Source organism: Amycolatopsis sp. NPDC051102, from assembly GCF_040682815.1.
Classification (GTDB): Bacteria; Actinomycetota; Actinomycetes; order Mycobacteriales; family Pseudonocardiaceae; genus Amycolatopsis.
The window spans coordinates 883,287-895,514 of sequence record NZ_JBFBBT010000002.1; the positions used below are offsets into that span (position 1 = coordinate 883,287).

Below are 12,228 nucleotides of genomic sequence, written 5' to 3' on the forward strand. Positions count from 1 at the left end.
TCCGGTGATGTCCGGTCTGTCCACGAGTGAATTTCCCCCTGCGAGAACGTGGTTGAACCCGCACAGCCCGCTGATCGAGAATGGTCGGACTGGCCTGTGCCGTTTCGGCGGCTGACCGTTTCCAGGGGGAGGAAATGGGCGGTAACGCCTTCGGGGAGCTGCTGCGCGCCTGCCGGCTCGCGGCCGGGTGGACGCAGGACGAGCTGGCCGGCCGGTCGGGGGTGTCGGCGCACTCGATCAGCGTGCTGGAGGCGGGGCGGCGCCGGCCACGGCTGTCCTCGGTGGGCATGCTCGCCGAGGCCCTCGCCCTCGATCCGCGCCGCCGCGAACAGCTGCTCGCGGCGGCGCGCACCGAGGCCACCCAGGCCGCACCGGTCCCGGAGCCGGCTCCGCGGCCGAGCGCCGCGGTACCGCGTCAGCTGCCCTGCGCGGTGGCGGGTTTCACCGGCCGGGCCGCCCAGCTCAAAAAACTCACCGCCCTGCTGGACCGGAACGACACCGTGGCGATCAACGGCACCGCGGGCGTCGGCAAGACCGCGCTCGCCGTGCACTGGTCGCACCAGGTGGCGGACCGGTTTCCCGACGGGCAGCTCTACGTCAACCTGCGGGGGTTCGACCCCGGCGGTCAGCCGGTCCGGCCGGCCGAGGCGATGCGCGGTTTCCTCGACGCGCTCGGGGTCCCGGCCCAGCGGGTACCGGCCGGGCTGGCCGAGCAGGCGGCGCTGTACCGGTCCGAGCTGGCCGACCGGCGGATCCTCGTCGTGCTGGACAACGCCCGCGACACCGGCCAGGTGCGGCCGCTGCTGCCCGGCTCGGCCGGGTGCCTGACCGTCGTCACCAGCCGCGACCACCTCGGCGGCCTGGTCGTCAGCGAAGGCGCCCGGCCCCTCCCGCTGGACCTGATGACCACCGCCGAAGCCCACGACCTGCTGGCGAGCCGGCTGGGCCCGGAACGGCTGGCCGCCGAACCACGGGCCGCGGGCGAGCTGATCGAGCTGTGCGTGCACCTGCCGCTGGCGCTGAGCATCGTGGCCGCACGCGCCACCCTCACCCCGGCCCTCTCGCTGACCGAGCTGGCCCGGCAGCTGCGCGACGTCCGCGATCGGCTGCAGGCCTTGGACATCGGCGACACCAGCGTCGACCTCGGTGCCGTGTTCTCCTCGTCCTACCGGACGCTGAGTGCCGCGGCGGCCCGGATGTTCCGGCTGCTGAGCCTGCACCCCGGCCCGGTCATCTCGCTGTCCGCCGCCGCCGGCCTCGCCGGAGCCGTCCGGGGGAAAGCCCGCACGGCCTTGTCCGAGCTGGTCAGGGCCCAGCTGCTCACCGAGCCGGCCGCCGGCCGGTTCACCTACCACGACCTGCTGCGGGCCTACTCGGCCGACCGGGCACGCGACGAAGAGAGCGAGCAAGCGCGCCACACCGCGCTGCACCGCATGCTCGACCACTACCTGCACACCGCGCACGCCGCGACACTGCGGCTCAACCCGCCCAACGACCGCCTGCCCCTGACCGGACCCGAGCCGGGGGCCGTCGTCGACGAATTCGCCGGCGACGGGCAGGCGTGGCAGTGGTTCAGGACCGAGCGCCCGGTGTTCGCGGCCGCCGTCGACCGCGCCGCCGACGCGGGTTTCGACTTCCACGCCTGGCAACTCGCCTGCAGCGTCTCGCTTTTCTGCATCCGCGCCGGGCATTGGACGCAGATGGTCACCACCCAGCAAGTCGCGGTCGCCGCGGCCGAGCGGGCCGGTGAACCGCACGGGCAAGCGTGGTCCCTGCGCGAGCTGGGCCGCGCGTACATCCGTCTCGGCCGCCATTCCGACGCCGAGGCGACCCTGCAACGCGCGCTCGAACTGAGCGAGCGGCTCGGCGACCCGGTGGGTCAGGCCCGCAGCTACAACAACCTCGGGATCGTGTCCTACGCCGAAGGCGCGCACCCGAAGGCGCTGGAGCAGGGCAAGGCGGCCTACGCGCTGTTCCGCGCGGCCGGGCACCGGGCGGGCCAAGCGGAGGCGCTGAACGCCATCGGCTGGATGGAGACCCAGCTGGGCCGGCACGCCGAAGCGCTGCGATATTGCGCCGAGGCCCTCGAACTGCACCGGGCGGTGGGAAGCAGGCACGGCGAGGCGGACACGTGGGACAGCCTCGGCCACGCCCACCACCACCTCGGCGACCACCACCAGGCCGCCACCTGCGACCGGAACGCACTGGAGCTGTTCCGGCAGCTGGGCGCGCGCCACCCCCAAGCGGACACCCTCATCCGCCTGGGCGAAACCCACCAGGCAGCAGGCAACTCCGCTGCGGCGCGCGAAGCCTGGCAGCGGGCCCTGCCCATCCTCGACGACCTGCACCACCCCGACGCCCAGGTCCTCCGAGCCCGTGTCCGGCAACGCTGAACCCGGCCCGCGCGGACGCCGGCGCCTGGCGCCGGCGTCGTTGGTTGCGCCGGTTGTCGCCGAGGAAACTGCACTTCAGCCGGGCGTTCGGGGCCGGTTCGAGCTGCCGGGCTGCCCGTTCCGGTGCTCAGCCGTCGCTTCGGCATAATCGCGGTCATGCCGTTCTCCGACTACTTCCGCGCTGCCGACGCCGACGCTGTGCGGCAGGTGCTGGACGCCGAGGACGGGAACTCGCCGGCGGGCGGGGTCTTCGACGGGATCGAGGCGAAGGGCGTCGATCCGACGGTCGTGCTGGCCATGCTGGTCGCGGCGATCCAGCAGGTGCCGTGGCGCGCCGACCTCGTGAGCGACACGCTGGTGTGGCCGGCGGGTGCGGAGCAGGACACCGAATACGACGGCCCGTGGGTCTCGGAGTTGCCCGCGTCGACCTGTGACGTGCTGGCCCAGGCCGGTGATCTGCCCCACTTGGCGGAGGAGTGGGCACGGATCGAGGAGTTCGGCGGCGGCATCGACGTCGCGGACGCGCAGGCGCTGATCGAGGCGTTGGCCGGGCTCGCCCGGCGGGCGCGGGAAGCCGATGAGCACCTGTTCTGCTGGTCGAGCCTCTAGCTCGAAGGCGGTCTCGACGACGGCGGGCCGTCTCCCTGGCTGCAGGGAAACGGCCCGCCGTCGGGAACCGGAACTCAGCCGCGGGCCGCGGCCACCGCGGTGCCGGCCTGCTGGCCGGTGGCCGGCGGCATCAGCGTCGGGTACACCTTCTGGAACTTCTCGATCATCGTCGCGGACGGGATGATCCGGTTCGGGTTCGCCTGGCTCGTCGCCTGCTTCTCGCCCCATGCGCCGGCGGCTTTGCGCTGGTCGGGGGTGCCGTGGCTGTGGTAGCAGTCGCCGATGGAGGCGTCGAGATAGGTGACCTCCTGCTGGGTGCGGGCGTTCCACGCGTAGCCCTTGGCGTGCGCGACGAAGTAGCCGCCGTAGGCGTCGGGTCCCATCTCGGAGGACTCGTTGCGCGGGTAGTTCTCGTGGGCGAAGTCGACTTGGTGGCCGTACTCGTGGCCGACCACGGACTCCACCGAGACGTCGTCGAACCCGAGGGCGTTGACCGTGTCGAGCAGGCCGTCGCCGAGTGCCACGCGCTTGCCGCCGAGGCTGCCGGCCGGCGCGGAGAACGCGTTCAGGGTGATCAGCGGGTTGCGGCCGCCCTGCAGCGCCGGAACTTCGTAGAGCACCTTGGTGGCGAGCGCGGCGGCGCTCTTCACCTTCGCCGGCGCGAGACCGAGGCTGAAGGTCTGCGCCATCTTCGCCTGGCTGCCGAGGTCGGTGCCCTTCCAGGCGACGAGCTGGATGTTCCAGCTTTCGATGTCCCAGAAGCCGCGCAGTTTGTCGATCGTGGCGGTGGCGCGCGCGGTGTACTGGCCATCGGTGCCGAATACCTGCGGGCTCTTGTCGGAAGTGACGCCCTGGACGTAGAGCTGGCTGAGCCCCGACAGCGCGTCGAGCGCCTGGCCCTCGAGCGGGGTGAGCTGCGCCGCGAGCTTGTTCGCGTACGTCAGCAGCGAACCTTCGGTGCACCCCGGGATGGGGCCCTGCGCGGCCTGGGCCCGGGGGCCGATCCGCGGGATGGGCGACTCGATGAGCCGGTCGACGCCGCGCAGCGCGTCGGCGGGCAGGCCTTCGTAGAGGTCGATGACGTCCTGGTACAGCTGCGCGACATCCTCCTCGACGGTGGATGCCGTGGTCGCGGCGGCGGGAACGGCCGTGGCGAGCACGAGCGCCGCCACGGTGCCCGCTGCCGCGAGCGTGTTGCCGAGAAATCCGGTCCGCTTGGGCAAGATGGTTTCCCCTCTGCTGGTCCGTTTCAAGATCACCGATCGCCGCCACAGTAGGGCGGTGCTTGGCGGCGAAACCGGCGCCGGGAGAAGATCCCCGAGATGGCTCACGTCTTTCGGAGGGTTTTGGCGCTGCGGACATCGGCCGAAAGTACTAGGAGCCGCCACGTCGGGAGGCCGGCGCGAGAGGTGCGCGGATCGGCCTCAGCCAGGTCCTCAGCCCGATGACCGGCTGTGGGCGTGGGCCAGCTCGAACACGCAGTGGGCCTCGTTCTGCCCGTCACCGAGTTCGACGAACAGTGAGCAGGCGGCGGCGAGCACGTCGGTCGCCGCCGCGATGTCGCCGAGCATCGCGTAAGCCCGGCCCAGCTGGAGCCGCACCCGCGCGGTGCAGCGCCGATCGCGCTGGCCTTCGACGATCTCCAACGCCCGCGTCAGCTGCCGCAACGCCTTCGCCGGCGCGTTCTGCTTGAGGTTGAACTCGCCGCAGCGGGTCAGCACGGCGGCCGTGCGGTGGTCGTCGCCCAGCGTCATGGCTCGCTCCAGCGCCTCTTCCAGCAGCGTCCATGTCCGCTCGGGCCTGCCCTCGGCCAGGTGCAGCGCCGCCGCGCCCGCGCGAAGCTGGATCTCGAGGTGGCGGGCGCCGGTCTCGATCGCCAGCGCGGTCGCGCGCGCGTTGAACTCCAGCGCCGCGTCGGCCTGGCCGGTCACCCGGTAGGTGGTGGCCAGGCCGCCGAGCGCACGCGCGATCCCCGGCACGTCACCGATTTCCTCGCTGATCGCCAACGACTCCCGCAGCGCGGCGAACGCCTCCGGGAACCGGTCCCAGTAGATGTGCAACTGCCCGAGCCCGAGCAGCAGCGCCGCCCGGCCGCGGCCGCCGGGAACCCCGGTGAGCGCTTCGGTGGTGAACTGGAACCACAGCTCGTTGCGGCCGCTGTGGTCGAAGTACTGCTGGCACATGATGGCCAGTTCCCAGCTGTGGCCGGTCATCCCCTCGGCCACGGCGATCTTGACGGCCGCGTGCAGTGCGGGCAGTTCGGCCTCGAACCACTCCGTGGGGTCGGTGATCGGCTCGCTGTCGGCCGGCCACCGGGTCGCGTCGCCGGGCGCCGGGGTCAGCACGCTTCGCGGCAGCCGGGCCGCCGCCTGTTCGCTCAGGTGGAGCCACCCGCCGAGGGCCCTGGTGATGCTCTGCCGGCGTTCGGGCTCCGGTTCCTCCTCGGCCTTCTCGGCCGCGAAGCACCGCAACAGGTCGTGCAGCCGGTAGCGGGCCGTGCCCGCCGCCCGGCCGGCGGGTTCCACGAGGTGGCAGCCGACGAGGTCCTCCAGCATCCGCTCGGCCGCGCGCGCGTCGATCCCCAGCACCGCGGCGGCCAGCCACGCGCCGAAGGTCGGCACGCACAGCAATCCCAGTCTGCGGAACAGAAGCCGGTGCGTGGCGGACAGCTGGCGGTAGCTGATCGAGAAGCTGGCGCGGACGGCGAGGTCGCCGACCGCCAGCCAGTCCAGCCGGGTCCGCTCGGCCGTCAGCCGGCCGGCCAGGTCCGCGGTGGTCCAATGGGGGCGTTCGGCGAGCAGTGCGCCCGCGACCCGCAGTGCCAGCGGCAGGCCGCCGCAGTGCGCCAGCAGCGCCTCGTCGGGGCCGTGCCGCACGCCGGTGATCGTGCTGAGCAGGCCGGCCGCGTCCACGTCACTGAGCAGGTCGAGCCGGACACGCCGGCCCTGCTCCAGCCCGCCGAGCGTGTGCCTGCTGGTGACGAGGACCGCGCAGCCGGGCGCGGCGGGCAGCAGTGGCCGGACCTGGCTTTCGTGCTGGACGTTGTCCAGCACGATCAGCACCTTGCTGTCGACGAGCAGGTCACGCAGCAGCGCCGAGCATTCGTCCTGGTCGGCGGGCACCATGTCGACCGCGACACCCAGCGCGCGCAGGAACCGGGGAAGCACCGTCGCGGCACCGGAGTCCCCCAGCGTCGCGAACAGCTGCCCGTCCGGGTACGCGTCGCGGACTTCGTGAGCCAGCCGCACCGCGAACGCCGTCTTGCCCAGCCCGCCGACGCCGGAGATGGTCAGCACCAGCGGCTCGCGCCGGTCCGGCGCGCGCAGGTCGGCCGCCAGCTCGGCCAGCAGGCCGGCCCGGCCGGTGAAGTCGGCGAGATCCACCGGCAGCTGCCGTGGCCGGCTCACCTCGCGGGGGGCGGTGACCGGGGGGCGCAGCGTCGGTTCGCCACGCAGGACACCGGCGTGCAGGGCGCGCAGCGCCGGTGACGGCTCGACACCGAGTTCGGTGACCATGGTCCGGCGCAGGTCCAGGTAGACCTCCAGCGCCTCCGGTATCCGCCCGGAACGCGCCAGTACCGTCATCAGCTGCGCCCGTGGCCGTTCCCGCAGCGGGTGGGCGGCGGTCACCTCGGTCAGCTCGTCGACGAGCCCGTGGGTGCGCCCGAGCCGCAGGTCCGCCTCGACCCGGTCCTCGATCGCGGCCAGCCGCAGCTCGTCCCACCGGTCGGCGGCCACCCGCGCGGACGGCACGGCGATGTCGGGCAGCGCCGGGCCGCGCCACAGTCCGAGCGCGTCGTTCATCAGCCGGGTGCCCTCTTCGAGCCGATCCTCCGCGATCAGCTCGCGAGCCGCAGCGGTGAGCGTCGTGAATCGCCCGATGTCCAGTGCTTCCGCGGGCAGCTCGAGGACGTATGCCGAGCGCCGGGTGGTGATCAATGGCCGGGGAAGTGCGCGGCGCACCCGCGAGATCAGACCATGGATTTGCGTTTTCGCCGTGGCCGGCGGGTGCTCGTCCCACAGCTCGTCGGCGATTCTTTCCCAGGTCACCGGCTGATTCGCGGACAGCAGCAGTACCGCGAAGACGGCACGCGCCTGTGGAGAGCCGAGGTCTGTTTCGATGCCTTGCCAGCCCACCCACAGCGGTCCGAGAACATGGATGTCCCAGCTCCCCTCTGGCATGCCGGAACCGTACCAGCCGACGTGGCCCATACCAGAAAAAGCGGCCGGGTACAGGACCGATTGAGTGAATCAGCACTGTGTGAATTCCCTTCGGCCGTACAGCGTTCGAGAAGCGGCCACTGCGAGCATTCCCCCACCACAGGAACGTGGGAAGCGTCTCTTGGAAAGGACAAACAACGATGAAACTCGGCCGAGGTTCCGCCTTGGTCGTCGCGCCGGCGGCCGGCTACGCAAGCACGTCGGCGGCTTGTCCGGTCACTCCGTTCCGCATGGAACACGGCGCCAGCGTTCTCGCCGGCTCCATCACCTGGTACGACCGCAGCATTCACGCCACGGGCTTCGTCAAAGCGGTCTCCTCGGGAAAGACGGCCGTCTTCCAAGGCGAGTCCCCCAACTGCCTGTCGGGTGTGGAAACACGAACGGCATCAGGCGGCGAGACCCGGAATTTCGTCGTCGACCTCCCCTGCGACTTCCCGGGCGGGATCACCGTCGTCCACGTCGAACTGTGGGACACGCAAGGTACTCCCCTGCACCGCGCCATCTGCCTCAGGAACGGTTGCGCCGTCAGGGACTAGCCCGGCGTGACGGACGTTTGCGACTGCCGTCGAACAATGCCTGCTGGCCGCGTATTTCGCCGCCGTAGTCGGTCACGTCTGCCGGATTTCCTCGGGCGTGGGCTGGGTCGGCTGGGGCAGCTCGCCGGGGGCCCGGATCGACTCCGTGCTCGTCGGCACGAGCGCGTCTGGCCGTCTGAGGTCGACTGGCTCGCGGCAGAAGAGGACGTTGAGGCAGAGCTGACGGATCACATTGGGCTGCGGGGCGACCGGGCCGGTAGCTAACGACGTTTGCGGCGACGTAGTCGCCCTCGTGGTCCAAGGGGACCGGGGTACGTGATTGCGGTGGCGGACGTGACTGTCACGCCTTGTCCGGTGGCTCCTCCGGAGAATAGACCAGCGAAACCTCGAGTTCGTCCAGATCCGGCGATTCATTCTGGAGCAGCAGCATCAACTTCGCGTTCCTGCGACGCTCCTGCTGGGTGGTTTGCGGCCGGCTCAGCCCGAGATGCCGGTACAACGCGAACCGGTCGAGGTCGATGATCGTCGACACAGCGGTCATGAACTCGTCGGCCGCCGAGACCGCCGCACGGTAGGCGACGTAAGCCAACGCATAGGGGATGAGTGCGAGTAAGAGCCACAACCCGTCCGTGAGCGTGGCAGCAAACGTGATCACCGTGGCCAGCAGCGACACCGAGCACAACCGGACGGCGAGATCGAGCTGCTCTCGCGAGTCGTGCAGGTACGCGACATGGCTCTCCGGCGCGATGAGCGCGAGGTGTGGTGCCACGGTGATCGCGTCCAGCCCGTACTGACGCCCCGCCCTGTCCTCCACGGCCCGCAAGGCGTTCCCGAGCCGCGTCGGCATCATGCGTGCCGGTCTCGGGAACCGTCTCGTCGCCTTGGCGTAGATGTCCTCGGCCACGGCATGCGACAAAGCGTGGTCGTCTGCCTTCTCGGCGAGATATCTGGCCATCTCGCGCTGCCATTCGTCGGTAGTGAGCTTGCTGGCTCGTTCGCCGAGGTGGTCGTTCAGCTTGAACTGGAGAATGTCCTGGTGTTCCTCGAGCCGGTCTTCGATCTTCTGCGCTTTGGCCCGGTAGTGCGCTGCGCGTAGCTTCACGGCGGCGCGAGCCAGCCGCGACGGACCCCAGTACCCTTCGAGCAGTTGCACTGTCGGGAATTGGAGCGGATGGATGAACAGTCCCACGAGCACGGTGGCGAGCGCCAGCCAGGCAGCCCCGGCCAGGGACCAGTGGGCGAAGGCGTCGCGCACCTCGCCAAGGCGCGGCTCGTGGGCCCAGGCGCCGCTCACGTACAGCGCGTAGACCCACAGCGTGAGGTACAGCGACGGCGCCACCGTCACCACGCTGAAATTCCGGCCGATCTTGCCCGCGACACCGAGCGTCGCATCAGGCAGTGAAGGCGTCGACACTCACTGCCTCTTCGTTTCCGCGTAGTCGAGCACCCTGCCGCACTCGCGGCAGAAGAACTTGCCCTTCTCCTGACCGGCTCGGGTGACGACGGAGCCGTCGTACAAGCAGCGGCGTGGCTTTCGCCTGGGATTTCCTGAGCCGGGAACGCGACGCGAGCCGCCTCGGGTCATGTCACCACCGCCTCCCCAGTGGCCGAACCCCTCCATGGTAGGACTGTCGATCGTTCGAGTCGATGGGAGATTGATGGGCGCGCTTCGCAGGGGCGGCCGGTCGGTACTGGTGGTGGCGCTGCGACGGCCGTGGGTGCCGCCCGGTTTGGCGGTCATGACGGTCGCGATCGGTGGTCAGTTCGGCCGTGGCTGGCTGTACGCGGCCCTCGGCTTGGTAGTCGCCGGCAGTTTGGGGCTTGCGGGCGGACTGTGGTGGTTGGGACGCGAGAATTCGTGACCCGCGCGTGATTCCAGTTGCCACAGATCGGGCTTCTCCTGGGCCTCTCATCGCGCACCAGGCAGATTCGGACGAAAAGTTCGCTCCGCGCGCGCCGGCATGAGCGCGTGTCACACGGGATAGTCACCGGCGGATCGGCTGTCAGCTCCCCGTGTAGAACCCCTGGGGACGGAATCGGTTCGGTCGCTCGCGGTACTCCTCCAGCGCGTGCGCCAGCCACCCCGCGGTCCGCCCGATCGCGCGGATCGTCTCGCCCGCCCCCGGCACCATGTCGTGGGCCTCGGCCAGCACCGCGAGCGCGAGGTCGACGTTCGGCCGCATGCCGGGCCGGGCAGCCACCAGGTGATCCACCGTGGGCCCGATCAGGGCTGGGGCGTCGACCAGTTCGAGCAGCCGCGCGGCCCGCGGGTCGCCCTTGGGATAGCGGGGTTCCCCGAAGCCCGGCACCCGGCCCGTCTCGTGGACGCGGTCGGCTACGGCGGCCATCGGGTCGGGCAGCTCGGCCGCCGAACGCAAGAAGCGGCGCACCGCTTCCGTCGCCGCCCCGTGCGCCGGACCGTCCAGGGCGCCGAGCCCGGTGGCGACCACCGCATACGGATGCGCTCTGGTGGACGCGGCCGTGCGGACGGCCATCGTCGACGACGCAAGATCGTGGTCGGCCAGCAGGACCAGCGCGGCACCGAGTGCGCGGATCCCGTCTTCGTGCGGTTCCTTGACGGTCAGCGCCGACCACAGCCGCACCCCGAGCGGATCCGCCGGCCGGGCGTTCCCGTACGAGGGCAGGGCGTCCACCATCACCGCGAGCAGTGCCCGTCCGGTGCCCACCACGATGGCCGGCTCCACGTCGTAGCGCAGGGGATCCGCCGTGGCGGCCGCGCCGACGATCACCGGCAGCAGGTCCACCGGCCGGGCGTGCTTCGCGAGGGGCCCGATCACCGCGCGTGCGAGTTCGCGCACTGGTTCGGCCGCCACGAACGCCGCGCTGTCGTCCAGCACGCCTGTCCACAGCAGATTCGTGACGGCCTCGAACGTGTTCGTACCCGCGAGTTCGGCAGCGTTGCGTCCCCGGTAGTACAGCGCGCCGTCGCGGATGACGGTGAGCGACGTCTCGATGGGGACGGGTTCCGTTCTCCCCCTGCGGTTTCTCGCCGCGAGGCGCCGGACTTCCTCGGCGTCGAACCGGCTCGTCCGCCCGTCGGCGGCTCGGGTCCGGCTCAGCAGCCCGCGGCTCACGTAGGCGTACACCGTGTCCGCCTTCACCCCGAGCAGGCGGGCGGCCTGCGCCGTGGTGAACGTTCGATCGGTCATGCCGCCAGCGTCTCACATTGATTCCATCAAGATTGACGATATTGATCGCGGCGGCGAAGCTCGGCGGACCGGATCGGGTCGACAGGGGGCGTGGTGTTCGAGAGCCGTATCGCGTGGCGTGGGTTGCCGCCGCTGGCCGTGCCTGCCTACCGGAAGCTGTGGATCGTCGCGGCGCTGTCCCACTTCGGTACCTGGATGCACAACACCGCGGCAGCCGCGCAGCTCGCGCTCTCGTCGCCATCGCCGCTGATCAACGCGCTGCTGCTGGCCGCGGCCACGCTCCCGGCTGTGGTCCTGTCGTTCCCGGCGGGCGTGCTGGCCGACCGGATCGGCCGCGGCCCGGTCCTGTTCTGGGCCAACGCAACCAGTGCTCTGGTGGCGGTGCTCTTCGCCGCGTTCGGGCTGTGGGGCGGCCTCGGGCCGGGCGTGATCCTCGTGCTGACGTTCGCGCTCAACGCGGGGTGGGCCGCCGGCTATCCGGCGTGGAACGCGGAAGTGTCCTCGGTGCTGCCGGCGGATCTGGTGAAGGACGGTTCGGCGCTGAACAGCCTCTCGTTCAACCTCGCCCGCACGCTCGGCCCGGCGGCGGGCGGCTTCGCCTTCGGCGCGGTCGGCGGGTTCCCGGTCTACCTGGCCAACGCGCTGTCCTTCGCCGGTTTCGTCCTGTGCTTCCGGAAGACCCGGACGGTCGTGACGTCGAACATGGCGGGCTCGTGGCGGGATTCACTTCGGGAAACCACGGCGTTCCTCCGGGCCACGCCGCGATACCACGAACTGCTCGTACGCGCGGCGACATTCTTCTCGCTGGCTCAGGCAATGTCCGCGTTCGTTCCGGTGTACGTCCTGACCGTCCGGCACCTTTCCGCCACCGGCCTCGGGTTCGTGCTGGCCGCCTTCGGGATCGGCGCGGTCTGCTCGGCGGTGGCCTACCCGAACCTGCGCCGCCACGTCCCCGAGCGGGTGCTGCGGTCCGCGTGCGCCCTGTTCGCCGCGCTCGCACTCGCGGCGCTGCCCTGGCTCGGCTCGGTGCCGGCGTTGTTCGCGGCAGGCCTGGTGTTCGGCGCCGCGCAGGCGTCGATGGTCACGGTCAACAACGGCTTCCTGCAGGCGACGGTGGCCCTTTCGCTGCGGTCGCGGGCGGTGGCGCTGTACATCGTCGTGCTCTACGGCGCCCAGACCATCGGCGCGGTCACCGCGGGCGCCCTGTCCACGTGGTGGGGCGTCGGCCCGGCGGCGTGGACGATCGCGGCACTGCTCGCCGCATGCGCACTGCCGAGCAGAGTCGCCTGAGACTGCGGCT

At 71.0% G+C, this 12,228-nt stretch carries 8 protein-coding genes; 4 read left to right on the top strand and 4 right to left on the bottom strand.

The features are described 5' to 3' along the window. Positions 1–134 precede the first annotated feature (134 nt). Together AB0M93_RS10055 and AB0M93_RS10060 are read left to right on the top strand one after the other, a co-directional pair. Complete coding sequence (locus AB0M93_RS10055; RefSeq protein WP_364270476.1) at positions 135–2,393, top strand: tetratricopeptide repeat protein; 2,259 nt, start codon at positions 135–137, stop codon at positions 2,391–2,393. Between the two features lie 156 nt (positions 2,394–2,549). Further along, on the top strand, positions 2,550–3,002 hold the full coding sequence (locus AB0M93_RS10060) for a hypothetical protein (RefSeq protein ID WP_364270479.1): 453 nt from the start codon (positions 2,550–2,552) through the stop codon (positions 3,000–3,002). 74 nt (positions 3,003–3,076) lie between these two features. Here AB0M93_RS10060 and AB0M93_RS10065 read toward each other — a convergent pair whose 3' ends face one another. Then, positions 3,077–4,225 (bottom strand): hypothetical protein, encoded by a 1,149-nt coding sequence (locus AB0M93_RS10065; RefSeq protein WP_364270482.1) that lies wholly within the window; start codon positions 4,223–4,225, stop codon positions 3,077–3,079. Between the two features lie 213 nt (positions 4,226–4,438). After that, positions 4,439–7,183 (bottom strand): BTAD domain-containing putative transcriptional regulator, encoded by a 2,745-nt coding sequence (locus tag AB0M93_RS10070; RefSeq protein ID WP_364270485.1) that lies wholly within the window; start codon positions 7,181–7,183, stop codon positions 4,439–4,441. 179 nt (positions 7,184–7,362) lie between these two features. On the opposite strand from AB0M93_RS10070, the gene AB0M93_RS10075 reads away from it, so the two are divergent. Beyond that, a complete protein-coding gene (locus AB0M93_RS10075) occupies positions 7,363–7,758 on the top strand; it encodes a hypothetical protein (RefSeq protein ID WP_364270487.1) in 396 nt (131 codons plus the stop codon). Positions 7,759–8,098: 340 nt separating this feature from the next. On the opposite strand, the gene AB0M93_RS10080 is transcribed toward AB0M93_RS10075, so the two are convergent. After that, positions 8,099–9,172 (bottom strand): hypothetical protein, encoded by a 1,074-nt coding sequence (locus tag AB0M93_RS10080; RefSeq protein ID WP_364270490.1) that lies wholly within the window; start codon positions 9,170–9,172, stop codon positions 8,099–8,101. Positions 9,173–9,761: 589 nt separating this feature from the next. After that, on the bottom strand, positions 9,762–10,928 hold the full coding sequence (locus tag AB0M93_RS10085) for a citrate synthase (protein WP_364270493.1): 1,167 nt from the start codon (positions 10,926–10,928) through the stop codon (positions 9,762–9,764). A gap of 93 nt (positions 10,929–11,021) precedes the next feature. On the opposite strand from AB0M93_RS10085, the gene AB0M93_RS10090 reads away from it, so the two are divergent. Next, positions 11,022–12,218 (top strand): MFS transporter, encoded by a 1,197-nt coding sequence (locus AB0M93_RS10090; protein ID WP_364270496.1) that lies wholly within the window; start codon positions 11,022–11,024, stop codon positions 12,216–12,218. Positions 12,219–12,228 lie beyond the last annotated feature (10 nt).

What these genes read in the sequence shown, in the direction of transcription:
- AB0M93_RS10075 (WP_364270487.1), top strand. Translation starts at nt 7,363, where the DNA reads ATGAAACTCGGCCGAGGTTCCGCCTTGGTCGTCGCGCCGGCGGCCGGC.
- AB0M93_RS10055 (WP_364270476.1), top strand. Translation starts at nt 135, where the DNA reads ATGGGCGGTAACGCCTTCGGGGAGCTGCTGCGCGCCTGCCGGCTCGCG.
- AB0M93_RS10060 (WP_364270479.1), top strand. Translation starts at nt 2,550, where the DNA reads ATGCCGTTCTCCGACTACTTCCGCGCTGCCGACGCCGACGCTGTGCGG.
- AB0M93_RS10085 (WP_364270493.1), bottom strand. Translation starts at nt 10,928, where the DNA reads ATGACCGATCGAACGTTCACCACGGCGCAGGCCGCCCGCCTGCTCGGG.
- AB0M93_RS10070 (WP_364270485.1), bottom strand. Translation starts at nt 7,183, where the DNA reads ATGCCAGAGGGGAGCTGGGACATCCATGTTCTCGGACCGCTGTGGGTG.